Raw genomic sequence first — 20,241 nt, forward strand, 5'->3', positions numbered from 1 at the left:
CTTCACGGGTGCGCGTCCTCGATCCGCCGGCACCGCAGGTGGTCGAGCAGACCCTGCTGGTCCGGCTCGGGAAGCGCGGCGAACGCGCGATACGCCACCTGCCGCGCATGCGGCGTCTCCGCGGCGAGCAGAGCCACAATCGCGGCCCACGCCAGCGACACGCGATGGATCCGATCCTCGCGGACCAGCGGCAGGCGGGTCAGCTCACCCAGAGTCGTCGCCGCGTCGCCCTCGGTGGCGGCGCGGTCGCCCAGCTCGTAGACGGCCTTGCCGCGAAAGGGCCCACCGACGCGAACGAGATCGGCGAGTGCGGCATTGCTCATCTCACCGACCGGCGGTTCCGGCATCCGAGGCGGAACGGGCATCCCGGGCGGAACGGCAAAGGTCATGGGCTCTCTATCGGTACTGCTTGGACCGTCAGCTTGGCGTTGCGGTCAGTAATAGTGGGCGTGCGCAGTCTTCGGTGGTTCGCCGGAGCGGGTGTATCTACGCAGGATCGACACGGAGACCTGGGTGAAGACGGTCCGGTCGACACCATCGGCCGAGCCTGTCGTATCTCCGCTGACGCCGTCGACGGTGAGGTCCCCGAGGACGTTGCCTGCCCGATCAGCGGGGCGGAATCGCTGAGAATCCGGCTCGAACCGCACGAAGCCGGATCCGCCGCTTCCATGGTCGGCCTCCCACCGGTACAAGACACCGCTCGGCAGCGTCTGCTCTGCCCAGATACCGATTGATGCGGGCACTTCAACCTCCTGGCGATTTCGTCGCGTCAGTCCCTGCGTTGATAGCCGAAGCCGTCGGCGGCTGCGGCTTCAGGATCCCACGTGAACCCGGCCTCAAGCGTGGCAGCGTGTGCTCTCCGGTAGCTCGGGTCTCCACTGCTGGACATGAACGCGGCTTCGTACCGTTCATGCTGCAGCAGATCGATGTCAGCGGGATGTGGGTGCCCGCCCGCGAGCCGTTGCCAAGCCTCTGCAATACGCGGATTCGCGTCGAACAAGGCCATTTCGCCTTCGTCGTAAGAGTCGAGCAGGTGTTGCTCCCGGAAAAGATGGTTCTTGATGGCAATAATGTCGTCTGGTGTGAACCCATGTGCACGGGCAGTTTGGATGATGGCGGGAACGTCGTCGTCGTTGGCTCGAATCGCGTCGTAGGTCACCTCCGCCCACCGGGTCTCGAAGTCGGCGTTACCCCCGGGCGGGCGCACCTCCCCGCCGGTCTGCGACGGTCGTCCCGCAGATGTTTTAAAGGGCTCCGTCCGAGTGATTTCCTGGCCGTTCTGTCTGAGCCCGCCAAAGGCATCGACCAGATCCGACAGCTTGGCACTGAGATGGCGGAGGCTGGTCAGCAGGCCTCGGATGAAGTGCTGGATGCGGTGGGACCACTTGAGGACCAGCGCGGACACCTGGCTCGCCACGGCGGGGCTGGCGATGCCCAGGGTGAGGCCCTCCACGGCGAGCCACTGCGGCAGGCGGACGGCGAGGGTGGCGACGAACTCGGCGATGAGGTCGCGGACGATGCCGCGGACCAGGGCGACGAGCAGGCCGGCGCCCTCCACGGCGTAGGCGATGCCGCGGGTGGCGGTGGCGAGGCCGTCCAGGCTCTCCAGGTGCCGGCGGGCGTGATCGCGGTAGGCGTCGGCGGCCGCGCCGGACCAGCCGGATATGTCGGTCGTGACGTGACCGGCGTAGTCCTGGCCGGCCCCGCTGGTGAACGCGCTGACATTCGACCAGGTGGCGGCGTGCGCGGCGACCTGGTCGGCGTTGCCGGCGAGGTGGTCGAGGGCCTCCCTGAGGGGCCGGACGTGTTCCATCAGCCAGGAGACGCCCCAGGCCATCAGCCCGCCGAGCGGGTCGATCGCGAGGGTGAGCAGGTCCAGGCCGGCGCCGACGCCGCCGAGGACGGGGTCCACCCAGCTGTTGTTGCGAATCCCCTCGGCGATGTCCGCGACGTCCCCGACCAGGCCCAGCCCGGTGTGCCAGGTCGTCGAGCCCTGGCTCTCCACGACGAGCGGGTTGACGCTCATGGTGCGCCCTCTTCTCCGGAGACTGTCCCTCTCGGAGAAACCCCGTCACGGGGGCGCGGGTTCAGTGGTAGTACGTCGCCGGCCGAGCCGGTCGTTTCCCGTCGAGGACGTCAGCTCGCGATCCGGAAGTTCGGGATCTTCGGCTCGCGTTCGTCCCGTGGCAGGCGACCGTCCTGGACGAGCGCATGCTCAGGAACGAGTGTGCGAGACACCCCGATGCCCTGAAGACAGTTGTCGCACCAGAAATGGGCATACCCGACGTCGCGGCCGGGCACGCTGGTGAAGACCAGCCGGAGACACTGTTGCCCACAGTTGGGACAGGCGGCGTCGATGGGGCCCGGAATCATGTCGTAGGCGTCGCTGTAGGCGTCCAGCCATTGATCGAAGGTGGCCATCATCGGGCTCTCGGCTCGGGTCGGATCGGCTGATTCTCCCACCATTCGTCCTCGTGTGCGTATGCCCTGTCCTCGAAGGCGTCGAATTCGGCGTCGTCGCGAGGATATGGTCTGCCGGCGGCGAGTTCGTTGCGGTGGAACCTCTCGTGGACGAGGGTCCGCGCCAGGTCCTCCTCGCTGCGGAAGCCTTGCATGTAGAGCTTGATGGTGCCGTTCGGCAGCGTCTGACCACACGCGCCGCGGAATGTCGGTCTGCCGAGCTCGATCCGCAGGTCGGAGATGTCTATGCCGTATCTCGCGGCGATCTGGCGTACCGAGCGCATCTTGAAGGGCTGGGGTGGGCCGTCGCCGATCCTGCGTACCCGGTTGAGGGTCTCGCCTGCTCGGGCGGGGTTGAAGACCGCGGCTGCCCGGCCGATGTGGTCGGTGAGGGCGCGGGTCAGCGGGACCAGATTGCGCAGACTGTGCAGCAACCCCCGCAGGAAACCGGCGATCCGGGCACCCCACGCGCTGATCGCCGCGGTCACCTGCCCCACAACCAGCGGCGTCGCGAGCCCGAGGGAGAACGCCGCCTCCGCCGCATACGTCACCAGCCTCGACACCAGGAACGCGATCGCGTCGCGTACCAGAAGGCGGACCGCGGCGACCAGCGTGCCGGCGCCCTCGATCAGGGCGGCCATCGTCTCCGCCGCCGCGGCCAGCGCGACCGTGGCGTGCTGCTCGCCGCCGGAACGCGCGCGGTAGGCCTCGGCCGCCGCGCCCTCCCATTCGGACAGGTCGTGACGAACCGACCACCCGATCTCCGCGGCCTGCTCACGCAGGCCTTCGGCCGCTTCGCGCCAGGTCCGTGCGTTCCCTTCGATGGGTACGGGGTCACCCGCCAGCTGATCGAGAGCCGCGCTGAGCGGGCGCACGTGTTCGAGCAGCCAGGCAGCCCCGGATTGGAGCAGCATGCCGACCGGGTCGGCGACGTAGGCGAGCGCCTCCAGCCCGGCGCCGGTCACGCCGAGGGTGCCGTCGATCCAGCTGCCGTTGCGGACACTGCCGGCGATCAGTTCGATGTCCTCCGCGATGCCGATCCCGGCGACCGCGGACGTCATCGCGACGCACCGTCGTGCCGCATGTCGCCGGCGGCCGTGTCGTCGGTGAGCTGGTACTCGCCGGCGGTCCGTCGTACCGCGTCGGCGCTGTTGCCGACCGCCCGGGCCGCTGCCTCGATCGCCGCGACCAGTGGCACTCGTGCCTGGTCGAGGAGAGCAGGCACCATGGCGCAGAGATGACCGTAGGCGCCCGGCGTCATCCCGGTGTCATCTCCGGCAATACGGACACGCTCCAGGGTTTCGGCCGCCGCGTCGAGGCACGAGGCGTGCCGCCGGAGCTCCTCGGGTGCCGCCCTCACCGCGCGTCCCCTGGTCCGCCGAGACGGTCGGTGAAGGCGGCCAGCAGAACCCGGCCCTCGGCTGTCTCGTCGTCGCCGCCCTGCCCAGCCACCTCGGCGGCCTGCCGCGCCAGATCGACCCGCGCCGCCTCGGACGCGGCCAGCACCTGCTCGGCGATCCACCGCGCGGAATGCCGCCGCACCTCCTCGGACAGCTGAAGGCCGGTCAGCGAACCGGAGCTGTCGACGGCGACGACGACCAGGTCACCGCCGGCCGTCCCGGTTCCGGTGAGCGCGTGCAGTCTCCCGGCCAGCGCACGGGTGCGGGCGAGCCGTTCCTCGAGCCCGGCCTGCCAGTCGTCGACCCAGAGATCCGCATCAGGGAGAGGATCATCAAGAAAGGACATGTCACGACGTCTGGGTGAGGATGTCGTTGGCGATCTTCTGAACCTCGGCACGGGACTTCGCCGGCGCCGTCGCGGTCACCCCGACCTGCCACTTCAGGGGCGGACCGCCGAAGAAGTGGTCCATCTCCATCTGGTACCCGCCGTCCTCGGCCCCTTCCAGGAGATTCGTGGTGGCGTCGACGCGTTCCGGCTCGGCGCTGAACCACTCCGTGGTCAACCGGGCGGTCGCCGTCGCGTCGCAGGGCGGGGCACAGGAGCGCAGCAGCACGCCGACCCGCTTGTCGCTGCTCGGGTTCGTCTCGTCGACGCAGATGTAGGCCTTGGCGTCCGCGAGGTCCACCTTGGCGCCGAGGCAGCCCCAGGTCGCCGGGGTCCGGAAGGCGAACGGCCATCCCGGGAACCGCATCGTCGCGGTCTTCTCGGAAGCGCTGAAAACGGGACCGGCGACCGTCTGGGCGGTGACGCCGTCCCGTAGTTCCGGCCGCGACCCACCCGAGGAGCCGGACAGCGGCGGCAGGGTGGGGACGGTCCGTACCGGCGTGGGTGTCCAGCTGGGAACCGACCGGGTCTCGGCGGAGGCGGCGACGATCGCGTTGCCGACCGCGCAGAACGCCAGCAGCACCATGAAGATCAGCAGGACGATCGTGGCGGCCGTTCCGGGGTACTTCTGCGGCGGCGCACCGAGCGCCCCGCGCAGGTAGGCGATCGTCGGCGCCCGGTACTCCAGCGGGGTGGTCTGCCCCGGCAGCACCATGACGTCGAGGTCGGCTTTGCCGATCCGGCGGGGCAGAAGGTACGGCACATGGACGTGCACGTGGTGCCGGCCGGCCGCGAGCGGCACCACGATCGGCCGCTTCCATCCGGCTCGCACCGGCTGCCCGTCGACCGCGAGCACCGGCGTGAAAAGCCCCAGCAGGAGGGCGAGCGGCGAGTACCGCAGCGTGACAGCGAGCGCACTCCCGGCGGCAGGTTGACCGCCCCACCCGAAACCGGGCGATTCCGGTGCCGGATAGGGCCACCCGGGCGGCGCCTGCGCAAATCCCGGAGCCGAGGGCTGAGGCTGCGAAAACCCCGGAGGCTGAGTCCGCGAGGGGCCCGGATCCTGAACCCGCGGAAAGGCCCGCGTCTGCGACAGGGGCGGAGAAGCGGAATCAACGGGCGTATACGGCTGCCACTGCTGGTCGTACATCGCGGCCTCTTTCCGGCGAAGGTGCATCCCTGCCTGGAGAAACCGCGCTGCCACATGGTCAGTTCAGAACCGCAACGTATTGAACCCCGTCGGTGCGTCGGAGGTATTTGAGAAGCCCGCCGGGCCTGGTCCGGGCCCGGCGGGTGACCGGGGTCAGGCGAGTGTTGCTGCGAGGGGAGCGGTTCGGCGGGCCGCGTCGGCGCTCTCGTCGTCGGGCTGTTCCTGGGCGGACAGTTCGGCCATCACCACCGCCTCGTAGTGGGCTACCTCCCGCTCCACCTGCTCCTCGGTCCAGCCGAGCGGTCCGGCGATCAGCTTCGCGGTGGTCCGGGCCGCGGCGACGCCGCGGTCGGTGGTTTCGATGGAGATCCGGGTACGGCGGGACAGCACGTCCTCCAGGTGCCGGGCGCCCTCGTGGGTGGCCGCGTAGACGACCTCGGCGGCGAGGTAGTCCGGTGCGCCGTCGAGCGGCTTGCCGAGCGCCGGGTCCTCGTCGATCAGGGTGAGCACCTCGTCGATCAGGGTGCCGTACCGGCGGAGCAGGTGCTCGATGCGGTTCACGTGGACTCCGGCGCGGCGGGCCAGCTGGGCCCGGCGGTTCCAGGCGGCGCGGAAGCCGTCGGCGCCGAGCAGCGGGACCTGGTCGGTGCAGGAGGCCGGCACCCGGGTGCTGAGTTCGGCGACGGCGGCGTCCACCGCGTCCTTCGCCATCACCCGGTACGTCGTGTACTTGCCCCCGGCGACGATGACCAGGCCGGGCACCGGGTTGCCGACGGCGTGCTCGCGGGACAGCTTCGCGGTGCTGGACGCCTCGGCGGAGAGCAGCGGCCGCAGCCCGGCGTAGACGCCCTGCACGTCGTCGCGGGTGAGCGGGGTGACGAGCGCCTTGTTGACCTCGGCGAGCAGATAGTCGACGTCCCGGCCGGACGCCGCGGGCTCGGCCTTGTCCAGGTTCCACGGGGTGTCGGTGGTGCCGATGACCCAGTGCCTGTCCCACGGGATCACGAACAGGACGCTCGTCGCCGTACGCAGGATCATGCCGGACCGGGCGGAGATCCGGTCGCGCGGCACCACCAGGTGGATGCCCTTGCTCGCGGTGATCTTGAATTGGCCGCGTTCGCCGGAGAGCATGGCCTGGCTGTCGCCGGTCCACACCCCGGTCGCGTTGATCACGGTGCGGGCGCGGATCTCCAGTTCGGCGCCGCTCTCCAGGTCGCGGGCCCGGACGCCGACCACGCGCCGCCCCTCGCGGAGGAAGCCGATCACCTCGGTGCGGGAGGCCACGTGCGCGCCGTAGGCGGCCGCGGTGCGGGCCAGGAACATGGTGTGCCGCGCGTCGTCGACCTGGGCGTCGTAGTAGCGGATCGCGCCGATCAGGGTCTCGGGGCGCAGCGACGGGAACGCCTTGAGGGCTTCGACGCGGGACAGGTGACGGTGGCGGGGGAGGCCGGTGTTGCCGCCGGAGAGCGCGAGCGTGTCGTAGAGCGCGATGCCGGCGCCGATGTAGAGCCGCTCCCAGGCCCGGTGCTGCAGCGGGTAGAGGAACGGCACCGGGCGGACCAGGTGCGGCGCGAGTTTTCCGATCAGCAGGCCGCGTTCCCGCAGCGCCTCGCGGACCAGCGAGAAGTCGAGCATCTCCAGGTAGCGCAGACCGCCGTGGATCAGCTTGCTGGACCGGCTGGAGGTGCCGCTCGCGAAGTCACGGGCCTCGAGCAGGCCGACGGAGAGCCCGCGGGTGGCGGCGTCCAGGGCCGCGCCCGCGCCGACCACACCGGCGCCGATCACCAGCACGTCGAGTTCGTCGGAAGCCGAGGTGGCGGAGAGGGCGGCCAGCGCCGCGGCACGCGCCTGCGTCGAGATCACTCCGGTGTTCATTTCGGTCCTCTTTCCTAGCGGGTCACGCGACCCGGCGGAGGGTGCGGGCGGGTCGCGTGACCCAGCCGAGGTGCGGGCGGGCCGGCCGACCCAGCCGAGGTGCGGGCTGGGTCAGCCGACCCAGCCGAGGGTGCGGTCGATGGCCGCCTTCCAGCGGGTGATGCCTTCTTCGCGTCGCTCGAGCGACCAGGTCGGCTGCCAGCGCCGGTCCTCGTGCCAGTTGGCGCGCAGGTCGTCGACGGAGTGCCAGAAGCCGACCTGGAGCCCGGCCGCGTACGCGGCGCCCAGCGCGGTCGTCTCGGCGACGGCGGGCCGGCTCACCGGCACGCCGAGGATGTCGGCCTGCAGCTGCATGCAGAGCGCGTTGCCGGTCACGCCGCCGTCGACCTGCAGGCAGTCCAGGGTGGTGCCGGAGTCCTGCGCCATCGCCTCGACCACGTCGCGGGTCTGGTAGCAGATCGCCTCGAGCGCGGCCCGGGTGATGTGCGCGGCGGTGTGGTAACGGGACAGCCCGACGATCGCGGCCCGGGCGTCCGGCCGCCAGTACGGTGCGAACAGCCCGGAGAACGCCGGGACGAAGCAGATGCCGGCGCTGTCCTCCACCTCGGCGGCGAGGGTTTCGCTCGCCGCGGCCGAGTCGAGCACGCCGAGCTGGTCGCGCAGCCACTGGATGGCGGCGCCGGCCACCGCGATCGACCCCTCCAGCGCGTAGGTGACGGTCGAGCCGAACTGGTAGCCGACCGTGGTGATCAGTCCGTGGCTGGAGCGGACCGGTGTGCTGCCGGTGTTCATCAGCAGGAAGCCGCCGGTGCCGTAGGTGCACTTGGCCTCGCCGGGGGCGAAACAGGTCTGCCCGAAGAGCGCGGCCTGCTGGTCACCGATCGCGGCGGCGATCGGCACCCCCTCGAAGTGTCCGTAGATCTCGGCGGACGGCCGGATCTCCGGGAGCATCGCGCGGGTGATCCCGAAGAGGTCGAGCAGCTGCTGATCCCACTGGAGCGATTCGAGATCCATCAGCATGGTGCGGCTGGCGTTCGTCACGTCGGTGAGGTGCTGACCGCCGGTGAGGTTCCAGATCAGCCAGCTGTCGATGGTCCCGAACAGCACGTCGCCGGCCTCGGCGCGGGCCCGCAGCCCGTCCACGTTCTCCAGCAGCCATTGGATCTTCGTGGCGGAGAAGTAGGTGGCCGGCGGAAGGCCGGTGCGGTCCCGGACGAACGCCGCGTCGAGGCGGGAGACCAGGGCATCGGTACGGGTGTCCTGCCACACGATCACGTTGTGACAGGGCTTCCCGGTCGTCCGGTCCCAGGCGACCACGCTCTCCCGCTGGTTCGTGATCCCGATCGCGGCCAGGTCACCCGACGTGAGCCCGGCCTCGGCGAGCGCCACGCTGATCGTCTTCAGCGTGTTCTCCCAGATCTCCGTCGCGTCGTGCTCGACCCAGCCGGCGGCCGGCAGGATCTGCCGGTGCTCGATCTGGTGCCGGGCGATCTCCCGGCCGGCCCGGTCGAAAATCATGAAGCGTGTGCTGGTGGTGCCTTGATCGATCGCGCCGACGAAGTGCGCCACAGAACCTCCCTGATCGCCTGCGGAGAGGTGCGACGTTAGGGAGCGCAGCACCCCGGGGCAACGCCGCGCGTGCGACAATGTCGCACGTGCCGGGCCTGATCCAGTCCATCGAGCGGTCCTCCGCCGTGCTGCGGCTGCTCGCCGCCGACCGGCTGCGGGTCGGTGAGGTGGCCGAGGCGCTCGACCTGCCCAAGTCCACCGCGCACAGCATCCTGCGCACGCTGGAGCACGTCGGCTTCGTCGAGCAGGATCCGCGCACCACGCGGTACCGGCTGGGCCGGGGCGTGCTGGAGCTGCGGACGGCCGGATTCGACGTCAACGAGCTGCGGGCCCGCGCGCTGGACTGGGCGGACACGCTCGCCGCGCGCAGCGGCCAGGAGGTGCGCATCGGCGTGCTGCGGGACCGCCGGGTGCTCGTCGTGCACCACGTGTTCCGGCCGGACGACTCGGCCCAGTCGATGGGCATCGGCCGGACACTCCCGGCGCACGCCACGGCTCTCGGCAAGACGCTGCTCGCCTACCATCCGACGGCGGCTGCCGGGCTGGCTCGGGACGGCTTGGACGCGTACACACGGAGGACCGTGACCCAGCGCCAGGATCTGGCCCGGCAATTGGGTGAGGCCCGGGTGCGGGGGTGGGGTTTCGTGGTCGAGGAACGGCAGGCCGGGGAGGCCGCGATCGCGGCGCCGCTGCGCACGATCGGTGGCCTGGTGGTCGGCGCGATCGGCATCTCCGGACCGGTCGAGGTCCTCTGCGACACCCGGCGGCAGGCCCGGCCGGCGCTCGTCGAGCACGTGTGCGCGAGCGCCCGGTCCATCTCCCGCGATCTGGCGGCCGGATCGTGAGCCTCTCGATGAGCGACAGGTACGTGCTCGCGATCGACCAGGGGACCACCTCGACGCGCTGCATCCTGTTCGACCGCCGGGCGACAGTGGTCTCGGTGGTGCGCGGCGAGCATCCGCAGTCCTACCCGCGACCGGGCTGGGTGGAGCACGACGCGGCCCGGATCTGGCGGGACGTGCAGCGGCTGATCCGCAAGGCGCTGCGCGAGGCCGGGATCGGGCTGGACCAGGTCGCCGCGATCGGGATCGCCAACCAGCGCGAGACGGTGGTGCTCTGGGACCGGGCGACCGGGCAGCCGGTGGCGCCGGCGATCTCCTGGCAGGACACCCGCACGGAGGAGTTGGTCGCCCGCCTCGACGCCGGGTTCGTGCGGGAGCGCACCGGGTTGCCACCGGCCACCTACTTCTCCGCCGCCAAGATCCAATGGTTGCTGGCGGAGCACGATCTCGGCGCGCGGGCGGCACGGGGTGAGGTGCTGTTCGGGACCATGGACAGCTGGCTGATCTGGAACCTGACCGGCGGGTCGCATCTGACCGACGTGACGAACGCCAGCCGTACCATGTTGATGGATCTTGAATCGTTGGAGTGGGACGGCGAACTCCTGGACCGGTTCGCGATTCCGCGCGCGATGCTGCCGGAAATCCGCTCGTCAGCGGAGATCTACGGGCATTTCGAGGGTACGCCCATCGCCGCCGCCATCGGTGACCAGCAGGCCGCGCTCTTCGGGCAGACCTGTTTCGCCCCCGGCGAGGCCAAGTGCACCTACGGCACCGGCGGCTTCCTGCTGATGAACACCGGGACGACCCCGGTCCGCTCCCGCCACGGGCTGATCACCACGGTCGGCTACCGGATCGGCGACGAACCGCCGGTCTTCGCCCTGGAGGGCTCGATCGGCACGGCCGGTTCGCTGGTCCAGTGGGTGCGCGACGGGCTCGACCTGATCGGCACCGCGTCGGAGATCGAGACCCTGGCCGCGACCGTCGACGACAACGGCGGCTGCTACATCGTGCCGGCCTTCTCCGGCCTGTTCGCGCCGTACTGGCGCAGCGAGGCCCGCGGGGTGATCGTCGGGCTGACCTCCTACATCACCAAGGGTCACCTGGCCCGGGCGGTCCTGGAGGCGACCGGCTGGCAGACCCGGGACGTGGTCGACGCGATGAACGCCGACGCCGGCCTGACGCTGACCTCGCTCAGCGTCGACGGCGGCATGACCGCGGACAACCTGCTGATGCAGTTCGTCGCGGACGTGCTGCAGGTGCCGGTGGTCCGGCCGATGGTGGCCGAGACGGTGTCGCTCGGCGCCGCCTACGCGGCCGGTCTGGCTGTCGGATACTGGTCCGACCTGCGGGATCTGCGAGCCAATCGGCATCCCGCCGGTCGCTGGGTGCCGGCCATGGACCTGGAGAAACGCGCCGCGGAGTACGCGAACTGGCGTCGCGCGGTGGAGTGCGCGGTGTTGTTCAGCCGATAAACATTCTTCGATATGTTGGCGGTGACTTTTCTTACCGGACGGGAAGGAAGTTCCACCGTGCGCAGACTGCTCACCGCAGCACTCGCCGCCGCCCTCATCCTCGTCGGCACCCCGGCAATGGCACATCCTAAGGCCGCACCCACCCCCGGTGGCCCCGGAGTGGGCGACGAGTACTACCCGGACTACGGCAACAGCGGGTACGACGTCTCCCACTACGACATCCGGCTGCGCTACACGCCGGCCACCGACCGGCTCACCGGCACCACCACGATCCTGGCGAAGGCCACCCAGGACCTGAGCCGGCTCAACCTCGACTTCCTGCTGGACGTCTCGTCGGTACGGGTCAACAACCGTCCTGCCACGTTCACCCGGGAGGGCGAGCACGAACTCGTCGTCACCCCGGCCCGCCCGGTCGCGGCCGGCGGCGCGCTCACCATCGTCGTGCAGTACGCGGGCGTGCCCTCCACCGAGGTCGGCGCCGGGTACACCGCGTGGATCCGTACCCCGGACGGCGCCCTCGCCGTCGGTGAGCCGGAGATCGCCTGGTGGTGGTACCCGAGCAACGACCACCCGTCGGACAAGGCCACCTTCGACGTCTCGGTGTCGGTGCCGGACGGCGTCGAGGCGATCAGCAACGGCATCCAGCCGCGGCCGCCGGTCCGCGAGACGCTCGGGTACACCCGGTGGAGCTGGCGGTCGCTGAAGCCGCAGGCCACCTACCTGACGTTCCTCGCGGTCGGCCAGTACGACGTCACCACGGACACCACCGAGAACGGGCTGCCGGTCTACAACGCGTATTCGCAGCTGCTCAGCGAGGAGTTCCGGTTCGCGGCGGAGGCCAGTGTGGAGCGGACCGCGGAGATCGTGGACTGGGAGAGCACGGTGTTCGGCCCGTACCCGTTCGAGGCACTCGGCGGCGTGGTCACGCCGCCGGACACGCTCGGTTTCGCGCTGGAGACCCAGACCCGGCCGAACTACTCGTCCGCGTTCTTCCGGCGCGGCGCCAACACCTACGTGGTCGCTCACGAGAACGCCCACCAGTGGTTCGGTGACTCGGTCTCGGTGGCCGAGTGGAAGCACATCTGGCTTAACGAGGGCTTCGCCAGTTACGCCGAGTGGCTCTGGTCGGAGAAGAACGACGAGGGCACCGCGCAGGAGATCTTCGACTACCTGTACGCGACGTACCCCGACGACGCGGACATCTGGACCACCGCCCCGGCCGAGCCGGGCGTGGAGCAGTTGTTCGGTGACGCCGTCTACGACCGGGGCGCCATGACCCTGCACCAGCTGCGCCTCGCCGTCGGCGACGAGGACTTCTTCGAGATCGTGCGGACCTGGGCGGCGACGCAGAAGTACGGCAACGCCACCACCGAGGAGTTCATCGCCCTCGCCGAGAAGATCTCCGGGGAGGACCTGGACGCGCTCTTCGAGGCGTGGCTCTTCACACCGTCGAAGCCGGTGGTCGCACAGACGCTCGCGCTGCGGTCGGCGCCTCAGGCGCCGAAGTCGTGGGCCGCGATCAGCGCGGCCCACGACCTGCTGCACCACTAGGGTCCTAGCGGACCGGGTGCGCGGCGAACTGTTCGGCGTGCAGTGCGAAGGACCGGTCCAGCTTCGGCATCCAGTACGCGTCGTCGTGCCGCCCAGCTCCGAGCTGATAGTCGTGCTTGACGCCCTTCGCGGCGAGCGCGGTGCTCATCTGCTGGGCGGCCGCGCCGAACCGGTACTCGTCGGAGTCACCGCCGTCGAAGTAGAACCGGTGCCGGTTCAGCTCGGCGGCGGACATCCCGGCGACCAGGGTGAGCGGCCGGAGGCCGGCGTTCGCGGCGCGTTCCTCGGTGGTGCCGACCAGCGGCGCGAGGCTGAGCGCGCCCATGTGGCTGGCGATCGAGCTGAACACGTCCGGATTTTTCAGGCCGAGCGTGAACGCGCCCTGCCCGCCCATCGACACACCGCTGATGCCCCGGTGGTCGCGGTCCGGGATGGTCCGGTAGACCCGGTCCACCATCGGCACGATCTCGTTGACGATCATCGAGCGGAAGTTGCCGGCGGAGGTGTCGACGTACCAGCCGCTGTCGCCGTCCGGGAAGACCACGATCGCGTTCACACCCAGCTTGTCGAGCACGGTGTCGATGTCCCGTGCCTCCCACTCGATGTTGCTGCCGTTGAAGCCGTTGAGCATGTAGACCACCGGGAACCGCTTCGCCGTCGTCCGGGTGTAGCCCTTCGGCAGGTAGACGTTGAACTGCGCCCGCCGCTTCATCGCGGCCGAGTCGTAGTCGTCCCGGAAGAACCGGGCGTGATCACCGATCTCCACGAGCTTGCGCGGGTCGAGATAGAGCAGCTCCCGGGTGGTGGGCAGACCGGTCCAGGTGCGGATGGTGTCCACCACGAGGCGACCCTGCGCGTCGACGAACACCTCCGCCTGGCTGTCGGTCAGCGTGACCTTGCCCTTCTTCAGCAGCGCGCGCAGCTCGGTGATCCGGCGCTCCGCGGTGTCACCCTGGTGGAAGAAACCCGAGGCCAGCGTTGCGGCATAGCCGCGGACATCCCCGGCGGCCACGGCGCGATGCTGCCGGCTCAGCACGGCACAGGCCTGCGCCAATTGGGTACGGGTGGCAGCGGTCCCGGTGACGCCGGCGAGTGCCCGCAGCCGTGCCTTGGAGAAGAGGCCGACCGGTCCCTGGTAGAAGCCGCCGCCCCCGGTGCCGTCGTAGATCCGCACGGCGAGCACGTTGGTGGCGCCCCACCGGAGCAGCCCGTCGGCCGGGTAGTACTCCCGCGGAACCTCCCATGTCGAGTCGAACGACGGCGGGAAGCCGCCGGTGTGCCCGATCTCGGTGCCGTTGAGGAAGACCTGGTCCGCGTCGTCGATCTTGCCGAGCGCCGCGATGATCGTGGAGTCGGTGACGCCGGCGGGGCGGGCCGGCAGCGTGAAGCTCTTGCGGTACCAGGCGTAGCCGTCGTAACCGGAGAGGTCGGCGTGGTCACCCCAGTTGTCCGGGACGCTCCAGTCGCGCCAGGTGGTGTCCGCGAAGGACGGGTCGGACCAGGCGGTGTCGTCGCCGGTGGTGAACTTCCATCCGCTGCCGGCGAGATCCACCCCGAAGTCGACGGAACCGGTGGTGGCGCAGGACGTGTCGGTGGGTTTCGGGCCGGGTCGTGACCCGGCCGTAGCCGATGTGGGAACGTTCACACATGCCAGCGAAAGGACGAGGGCGCTCAGCAGAGCGGTGACCGAACGACGGGAAGGACGGTGAGTTGTTGGTGACATCGAGCCTCTCCCAGAAGCCTTGTGCACAAAAACACACACGAAACGTGGTGGACGCACACTCGCAACATTCGAGATCGATGTCAATGGCCCGGTCGCCCCGGGATCTCTCCGCAGCCGGGGCGACCGGATCGCTCAGCCGCCGCTCGGGGTGCGGGTGCTGAGCAGGGCGCTCAGGCCGCCGGCGCGGTGCAGCTTCTGCCAGCCGAGGCGGATGCCGCCGAGGGCCGCCAGCACCGACTGGATCAGCACGAGGTACATCAGCTGGCGGTAGACGAACTGCTGCAGCGGGACCATCAGGACCGGTGTGAGCTTCTCGCCGTCGAGCCGGAACGCATACACCGTGCTGGCGATCTGGATGCCGAGCATGGCGAGCCACGCGGTGGCGGTCTCCACCGGGTCCAGGAACAGGAACCCGTAGATCAGAAAGACGTCGATCAGCGGGGAGAGCAGCGGCATGAGGGTCTGGAAGAGCAGCAGGTTGAGCAGGCCGCGACGGCCGAACCGGCCGCCCGTGCCGCGCTCGACGAGCGTGCCGCGGTGCTTCCACATCGCCTGCATGGTGCCGTAACTCCACCGGTAGCGCTGACGCCACAGCTGCGAGATCGTGGTGGGCGCCTCGGTCCAGGCGCGGGCGTGCTCCTCGTACACCACCCGCCAGCCGGCCCGGATGATCGCGATGGTGAGGTCGGTGTCCTCCGCCAGGGTGTCGTCGGACAGGCCGTCGACCTGGCGCAGCGCCTCCCGGCGGAACGCGCCGATCGCGCCCGGGACGGTCGCCATGCAGCGCATCACGTCGTACGCGCGGCGGTCGATGCTGAACCCGACGACGTACTCGATGTGCTGCCAGAGGGCGATCAGTCCCTTCCGGTTGGCGACCTTGGCGTTGCCGGCGACCGCGCCGATCGTGGCGTCGGCGAAGGGCTGCACGAGCAGGCGTACGGTGTCCGGCTCGAAGACCGTGTCACCGTCCATCATCACCACGACCTCGGTGTCGGCCGCCGCGATCCCGGTGTTCAGCGCCGCCGGCTTGCCGCTGTTCGGCTGCCAGATCACCGTGACGTTCGGATAGCCGAGCCGTTCGGCGATCTCCGCGGTGCCGTCGGTGGAGCCGTCGTCCACCACGATGATCCGGATCGGGTGGGTGCTGGCGGCGAGTGACCGCACGGTGTCGGCGATGCACTCCTTCTCGTTGTACGCCGGGACGATCACCGTGACCGGCTCGGTGTACGGCCGTCCCCAGGTGTTCGGGACCACGCCCCCGGCTCGTCGCCGGCCCGTGCGGTGCCGGTTCGCGTGCCGGCGGCCGAGGATCAGCATCACCGCCAGCCGGCCCACCGTGAGCACGCCGAAGAGCAGCAGCAGCCCGGAGAACCAGATGGTGGTGTTCCGGGCGATCTGCACCGCGCCGACCAGGCTCGTGCCGATCACCAGCTCCTGGGTGGTGGCCTTCGGGTTGACCGTCTCCATGCCGGTGAGCGCCGCGATCGTGGTGAACGTGTAGCCCTGCTCCAGCAGCTCCGGGATCACCGTGGCGAGTGCCTCGGCGGTGTTCGACCGGTCGCCGCCGCCGTCGTGGAAGAGCAGGACCGCGCCCTCGCCGTCCTCCGGGGTGACCGCCTCGACGATGTCGGCGTTCGTCACGCCGGACTCCCAGTCGCGGCTGTCCAGGTCGTTGACCACGGTGAGGTAACCGCTCGCGCCCATCTCGGCCATCACCGACCAGTTGGTGTCGTCCAGCGCCGCCACGGTCGACGAGTACGGCGGGCGGAAGATCACGCTGGTCACCCCGGCGGCGCCGGCCAGCGCGTACTGGGTTTCCTGCATCTCCACCGTGCGCCGCCACTCGCCCTTGCCGGACATCTCCGGGTGGGTGAACGTGTGTACGCCGACCTCGTTGCCCTCGGCGATCACGCGGCGGACCAGGTCGGGATACTTGCTGATCTCCGAGCCGATCATGAAGAACGTGGCCGGCACGTCGTACTTCTCCAGGACGTCCAGGATCTCCGGGGTGTACTCCGGGTCCGGGCCGTCGTCGAAGGTCAGCACGATCTGCTTGGCGCCGGCCTCGACGGTCGTGGTGGTGGTCCCGTCGGTCTGGATGATCGGGCCGCCGGTCAGCGCCGCGTCGGGGACCTGGTCGGTCTGCGCGGTGGATTCGATCGCGCCGTCCTGGGTGAACTCGCCCTCGACGAGTCCGTTCACCAGCAGGATGCTCGCGAACAGGGTGAGCAGCACCGCGAAGATCACCCAGCGGGGTTCGGGCACGCGGATGCGCCGCCTGCTCGGTGGCGAATTCCCGGATGGTTTCGCCTTCCCCGACGTGTAGACACTCACGCAAATACCTTTCATATCGTGTGGGACAGGTCACTTAATTCGCTGTAGGCCAGGGTTCGCTCCGTTTCTTTCCCGGTCGAATCGCACACAGATTGTGTACGTGCTGTGTCCGGATTGATCGCTTAGGCGCGAATAGCTAAGTGTTGATATGACCGAGAAATGCAACTATCTCGGCATGCACCCGATAAGTCGCCCCCTGGCCTGCCTCGCGGTCGCCGGGATCCTGTTCGCCGGCGCCTGCACGAACCCGGCCGATGCCGAGACCCAGCCGATCGCGGCGCCCGCGGTCTCGGTGTCCGCAGCCTCCGCTTCGGCGTCGCCCGCCGTCTCGGTGTCCGCCTCCCCGAGCGCCACGGCCGGTGCGTCGCCCAGCGTCTCGGCCGGCCTCGCGTCCAGCGCACCGGCCTCTGCCACGGCTCCGGCGCCGGCATCGGCTTCCGCCGGGGACGACGAGGGACCGGTCGTCGCCCCGTACGTCGACATCCTCGGCACCGGCACGGACATCGAGGAGGTGCACGAGAAGACCGGTCTGACCGATTTCTCGCTCGCGTTCGTGCTGGCCGACGCGGCGGGCACCTGCACGCCGACCTGGGGCGGGACCACCGCGCTGGACGACAGCGCGGTGGCCGGCGAGATCGAGGCGATCGACGGGATCGGCGGGGAGGTGATCGTCTCCACGGGTGGCGCGACCGGGACGTACCTGGAGAACGTCTGCTCGTCGGGTGACCTCGCGGACGCGTACGCGGATGCCCTGGACGCCGCCGGCAGCAACCACCTCGACGTCGACATCGAGCAGGACGTCGACCACCGGACCGTGGCCGCGGCCCTGGCCGAGCTGCAGGCCGGCCGGGGCACCGCGATCAGCCTGACCCTGCCGGTCGGCGGCACCGAGACCGGGCTCACCGACGCCGACGTCGAGCTGCTGCGCACGCTGGCCGACGCGGGCGTCGAGCTCACCGTCAACGCGATGACCATGAACTTCAGCTACGACAGCGGCTGGGGCGAGGCGATGACCGAGGCCACCGAGGCGGTGCACGCCGACCTGGCGACGGTCTGGCCCGGCCGCACCGAGGCCCAGCTGTACGCGATGCTCGGTGTCACCCCGATGATCGGAGTCAACGACACCGGGCCGGTCACCACCGTCGCGAACGCCCGGACCGTGCTCGCCTTCGCGGCGGCGAAAGGGCTGGGCTTCGTCCGGTTCTGGTCGGTCAACCGGGACAACGGCGACTGCGGCGACGGCGAGCTGAGCGGCACGTGCAGCGGCATCTCGCAGTCCGACTACGCGTTCACCAAACTCTTCGCCGGCTTCGAGTAGCGGGCTCAGCGGTGGCCGCCGCGCGTCGCCGACGGGCTCGTGCTCACGACCGTGCCCCTGGTGGTGAGCTCGGCCGACGGCGCCTGGACGAAACTGGAAACGATGACGCCGATATAGAGCAGGGCGCCGGCCGCGGCCGCGATTCCCGACAACATCAGAATCCGCTTCCGCCGGCCGGTGGAATCGACGAACACCTTTGCGTCGGTGGATTCGTTCAGTTTCGTGGATGCGTAGATCACGGTGCTGGTCCCCTCGGAATGTGGAAATCCCACGGCCCCAGCAAGCTAGAAATCGATTCTGAGGGAAAGCTATGCCAACACTCAGCAGGCTCTGTGCATGATCGCAGAACCTGTCATATCGTTCGGTGACTATGGTTCGCCGCTGGCACGCCGCAGTCCTCGCGGTCCTCGCCGCCGTCGCGATCGCTTGCGACGGCGCGGGAGAGGCCGCGCCCGAGCCGTCGCCGAGCCGCAAGCCCGGCGGCACGTCGTACCCGTCGCGGATGGTGGCGCTCGGCGACTCGATCACCGCGGGCTTCGGCAGCTGCCTGGCGTTCGTGGCGTGCTCCCGCAACTCCTGGTCGACCGGCACGAGCTCGGCGGTGGAGAGCCACTACCGGCGGATCCTCGACAAGAACCCGAAGATCAAGAACAACGCGGACAACTTCGCCGAGCCGGGCGCCGAGGCGGACGCGCTGGCCGGGCAGGCGGACCGGGCGGTGGACGCGAAAGCGCAGTACGTGACGATCCTGATCGGCGCGAACGACGCGTGCGCCGGCCGGGTGCGGGACATGACCCCGGTGCGGACGTTCCGGAAGGAGGTCGACCGAGGGCTGAGCCGGCTCCGCGAAGGACTCCCCAAGGCGCGGGTCCAGATGGTCAGCATCCCGGACCTGTACCGCCTCTGGGAGGTGGGCCGCCAGGACGAGCGGGCGGCACGGGTCTGGAGCGACGGCCGGATCTGCCCGTCGATGCTCGCCGCTCCGACGTCGACGGCGGCCGCGGACGACAAGCGCCGCCGGGCGGTGCGGGACCGGATCGACGCGTACAACGAACAGCTGCGCAAGGCCTGCAAGGCCTATGGGAAGCGGTGCCGCTGGGACGGCGGCGCGGCGCACGAGGTGCGTTTCACGCTCGACCTGGTCAATGAGATCGACTACTTCCACCCCAATGTGGAGGGTCAGAACGAGCTGGCCGAGGTGGTCTATCCCGGCCGATTCACCTGGTGACCGGCGTCACATCGGCGCATTTTGGCACACTTCGGCACGGTCGCGACGACCTGCGGTTTCCGCCATTCATTCACTCCACGTAGTGATTCGCTACCACTATGGAGCGTTTTATTGCGGCTTTTCTGCGGTAACCATGGGACGGCAAACGGCGGGGGGTATTTCGATGACCGACAACAGTGCTGAGAGGACCCCCGAATGGCCCAATGGGTTCTGGTGCCGAGCCTGGTGCGGTTACGCGCCGACCTGAACGCCATCGCGCCCGGCCGGGACCGCGCCAGCGACGGCACCATCGGTGACCGGGCGCATCAGGCGAGCGTCTCGGACCACAACGACGACGAGGTCGGACGGGTGCCGATCCGGGACGCGGACCGCAAGCACGAGGTGCACGCGTTCGACGCGGACGACGACCTGCGAACCCCGAATCTGACCATGGAGATGGTGGTGCAGCACATCCTCCGCCGCTGCCGCAGCGGCGCCGAGAAGCGGTTGCGTTACATCATCTACAACCGCCGGATCTGGGAGGCGTCCAACTCCTGGCGGCAGCGCGCGTACACCGGCGCCAGCCCGCACACCGAGCACGCGCACTTCAGCGCGAGCTACGAGACGAGGCACGAGGCCGACACCTCGTCCTGGCGACTGGAGGACATCGAAGTGGCACTCACCGACGCCGACAAGAAATGGCTCTCCGCGCAGATCGACGCGGCCGCCACCAAGGCCGCCGAGCGGGTGTGGAAGACGCGCCTGAACATCGCCGTGCAGTCCGGGGCGAAGCCCAACCTGCAGGAGGCGGGCTCGATCCTGCGCTACACGCCGAGCGAGCACCACCGGATCGAGGACGAGGTGGAGTCCCTGCGTACCGAGGTCCAGAAGGTCCTGGCCGAAGACGTGTGAGCGACGGGGGCGGGCGGATCGGCCCGCCCCCGTCCGGGTCATC

The 20,241-nt window shown here is 69.8% G+C and carries 19 protein-coding genes; 6 read left to right on the forward strand and 13 right to left on the reverse strand.

Annotated features, from left to right (window positions below; all coding sequences use genetic code 11):
* Positions 1-2: 2 nt before the first annotated feature.
* From AMIS_RS06320 to glpK (AMIS_RS06365), 10 genes are all read right to left on the reverse strand, one after another.
* Entirely contained in the window at positions 3-323 is a 321-nt protein-coding gene (locus tag AMIS_RS06320; protein ID WP_157434746.1) for a hypothetical protein, read from the reverse strand.
* Positions 324-434: 111 nt separating this feature from the next.
* Positions 435-743 carry a hypothetical protein gene (locus tag AMIS_RS06325; protein WP_014441371.1) on the reverse strand — a complete coding sequence of 103 codons (309 nt, stop codon included), beginning with the start codon at positions 741-743 and terminating at the stop codon, positions 435-437.
* Between the two features lie 26 nt (positions 744-769).
* On the reverse strand, positions 770-2,026 hold the full coding sequence (locus AMIS_RS06330; protein WP_014441372.1) for a WXG100 family type VII secretion target: 1,257 nt from the start codon (positions 2,024-2,026) through the stop codon (positions 770-772).
* A gap of 110 nt (positions 2,027-2,136) precedes the next feature.
* A complete protein-coding gene (locus tag AMIS_RS06335; protein ID WP_014441373.1) occupies positions 2,137-2,424 on the reverse strand; it encodes a hypothetical protein in 288 nt (95 codons plus the stop codon).
* Positions 2,421-3,521: a hypothetical protein gene (locus tag AMIS_RS40260; protein WP_014441374.1), complete on the reverse strand. Its 1,101-nt coding sequence runs from the start codon at positions 3,519-3,521 to the stop codon at positions 2,421-2,423. The genes AMIS_RS06335 and AMIS_RS40260 overlap by 4 nt, the downstream gene beginning before the upstream one ends.
* A complete protein-coding gene (locus tag AMIS_RS41495; protein WP_014441375.1) occupies positions 3,518-3,820 on the reverse strand; it encodes a type VII secretion target in 303 nt (100 codons plus the stop codon). Before AMIS_RS41495 ends, AMIS_RS40260 begins: the two co-directional genes overlap by 4 nt.
* Positions 3,817-4,206 carry a YbaB/EbfC family nucleoid-associated protein gene (locus AMIS_RS43275; RefSeq protein ID WP_014441376.1) on the reverse strand — a complete coding sequence of 130 codons (390 nt, stop codon included), beginning with the start codon at positions 4,204-4,206 and terminating at the stop codon, positions 3,817-3,819. Before AMIS_RS43275 ends, AMIS_RS41495 begins: the two co-directional genes overlap by 4 nt.
* 1 nt (position 4,207) lies before the next feature.
* Entirely contained in the window at positions 4,208-5,101 is an 894-nt protein-coding gene (locus AMIS_RS43605; RefSeq protein WP_014441377.1) for a hypothetical protein, read from the reverse strand.
* 447 nt (positions 5,102-5,548) lie between these two features.
* Positions 5,549-7,270 (reverse strand): glycerol-3-phosphate dehydrogenase/oxidase, encoded by a 1,722-nt coding sequence (locus AMIS_RS06360; protein ID WP_014441378.1) that lies wholly within the window; start codon positions 7,268-7,270, stop codon positions 5,549-5,551.
* A gap of 111 nt (positions 7,271-7,381) precedes the next feature.
* On the reverse strand, positions 7,382-8,839 hold the full coding sequence (glpK, locus tag AMIS_RS06365; RefSeq protein WP_014441379.1) for a glycerol kinase GlpK: 1,458 nt from the start codon (positions 8,837-8,839) through the stop codon (positions 7,382-7,384).
* Positions 8,840-8,925: 86 nt separating this feature from the next.
* Here glpK (AMIS_RS06365) and AMIS_RS06370 point away from each other — a divergent pair, with 86 nt between their 5' ends.
* Genes AMIS_RS06370 through AMIS_RS06380 form a run of 3 tightly spaced genes read left to right on the forward strand, consistent with a single transcriptional unit; the run spans position 8,926 to position 12,704 of the window.
* Entirely contained in the window at positions 8,926-9,684 is a 759-nt protein-coding gene (locus AMIS_RS06370) for an IclR family transcriptional regulator (protein WP_041830565.1), read from the forward strand.
* 8 nt (positions 9,685-9,692) lie between these two features.
* On the forward strand, positions 9,693-11,153 hold the full coding sequence (glpK, locus tag AMIS_RS06375; protein ID WP_014441381.1) for a glycerol kinase GlpK: 1,461 nt from the start codon (positions 9,693-9,695) through the stop codon (positions 11,151-11,153).
* A 57-nt stretch (positions 11,154-11,210) separates the two neighbouring features.
* The gene (locus AMIS_RS06380) at positions 11,211-12,704 is read left to right on the forward strand and encodes a M1 family metallopeptidase (RefSeq protein WP_041829583.1); all 1,494 of its coding nucleotides are present in this window, start codon (positions 11,211-11,213) and stop codon (positions 12,702-12,704) included.
* 4 nt (positions 12,705-12,708) lie between these two features.
* Here AMIS_RS06380 and AMIS_RS40270 read toward each other — a convergent pair whose 3' ends face one another.
* Together AMIS_RS40270 and AMIS_RS06390 are read right to left on the reverse strand one after the other, a co-directional pair.
* Complete coding sequence (locus tag AMIS_RS40270; protein WP_014441383.1) at positions 12,709-14,349, reverse strand: alpha/beta hydrolase; 1,641 nt, start codon at positions 14,347-14,349, stop codon at positions 12,709-12,711.
* A gap of 210 nt (positions 14,350-14,559) precedes the next feature.
* Entirely contained in the window at positions 14,560-16,692 is a 2,133-nt protein-coding gene (locus AMIS_RS06390; RefSeq protein ID WP_231859248.1) for a bifunctional polysaccharide deacetylase/glycosyltransferase family 2 protein, read from the reverse strand.
* Between the two features lie 217 nt (positions 16,693-16,909).
* On the opposite strand from AMIS_RS06390, the gene AMIS_RS06395 reads away from it, so the two are divergent.
* Positions 16,910-18,079, forward strand: coding sequence for a glycoside hydrolase family 18 protein (locus AMIS_RS06395; RefSeq protein WP_157434748.1), 1,170 nt, complete (start codon positions 16,910-16,912; stop codon positions 18,077-18,079).
* A 5-nt stretch (positions 18,080-18,084) separates the two neighbouring features.
* Here AMIS_RS06395 and AMIS_RS06400 read toward each other — a convergent pair whose 3' ends face one another.
* The gene (locus AMIS_RS06400; RefSeq protein WP_157434749.1) at positions 18,085-18,318 is read right to left on the reverse strand and encodes a hypothetical protein; all 234 of its coding nucleotides are present in this window, start codon (positions 18,316-18,318) and stop codon (positions 18,085-18,087) included.
* A 131-nt stretch (positions 18,319-18,449) separates the two neighbouring features.
* Here AMIS_RS06400 and AMIS_RS06405 point away from each other — a divergent pair, with 131 nt between their 5' ends.
* Together AMIS_RS06405 and AMIS_RS40275 are read left to right on the forward strand one after the other, a co-directional pair.
* Entirely contained in the window at positions 18,450-19,307 is an 858-nt protein-coding gene (locus AMIS_RS06405; protein ID WP_014441387.1) for an SGNH/GDSL hydrolase family protein, read from the forward strand.
* Between the two features lie 195 nt (positions 19,308-19,502).
* Complete coding sequence (locus AMIS_RS40275; protein WP_014441388.1) at positions 19,503-20,198, forward strand: hypothetical protein; 696 nt, start codon at positions 19,503-19,505, stop codon at positions 20,196-20,198.
* Positions 20,199-20,241 lie beyond the last annotated feature (43 nt).

Origin of the sequence: Actinoplanes missouriensis 431, from assembly GCF_000284295.1 — a bacterium.
Taxonomy (GTDB): domain Bacteria; phylum Actinomycetota; class Actinomycetes; order Mycobacteriales; family Micromonosporaceae; genus Actinoplanes; species Actinoplanes missouriensis.

Bases quoted from the DNA above. Each gene is read 5' to 3' on its own strand.
- AMIS_RS06405 (WP_014441387.1), top strand. From the start codon at position 18,450: ATGGTTCGCCGCTGGCACGCCGCAGTCCTCGCGGTCCTCGCCGCCGTC.
- AMIS_RS43275 (WP_014441376.1), bottom strand. From the start codon at position 4,206: ATGTCCTTTCTTGATGATCCTCTCCCTGATGCGGATCTCTGGGTCGAC.
- AMIS_RS40275 (WP_014441388.1), top strand. From the start codon at position 19,503: ATGGCCCAATGGGTTCTGGTGCCGAGCCTGGTGCGGTTACGCGCCGAC.
- AMIS_RS06320 (WP_157434746.1), bottom strand. From the start codon at position 323: ATGAGCAATGCCGCACTCGCCGATCTCGTTCGCGTCGGTGGGCCCTTT.
- AMIS_RS06360 (WP_014441378.1), bottom strand. From the start codon at position 7,270: ATGAACACCGGAGTGATCTCGACGCAGGCGCGTGCCGCGGCGCTGGCC.
- glpK (WP_014441381.1), top strand. From the start codon at position 9,693: ATGAGCGACAGGTACGTGCTCGCGATCGACCAGGGGACCACCTCGACG.
- AMIS_RS06395 (WP_157434748.1), top strand. From the start codon at position 16,910: ATGACCGAGAAATGCAACTATCTCGGCATGCACCCGATAAGTCGCCCC.
- AMIS_RS06330 (WP_014441372.1), bottom strand. From the start codon at position 2,026: ATGAGCGTCAACCCGCTCGTCGTGGAGAGCCAGGGCTCGACGACCTGG.
- AMIS_RS40260 (WP_014441374.1), bottom strand. From the start codon at position 3,521: ATGACGTCCGCGGTCGCCGGGATCGGCATCGCGGAGGACATCGAACTG.
- AMIS_RS06335 (WP_014441373.1), bottom strand. From the start codon at position 2,424: ATGATGGCCACCTTCGATCAATGGCTGGACGCCTACAGCGACGCCTAC.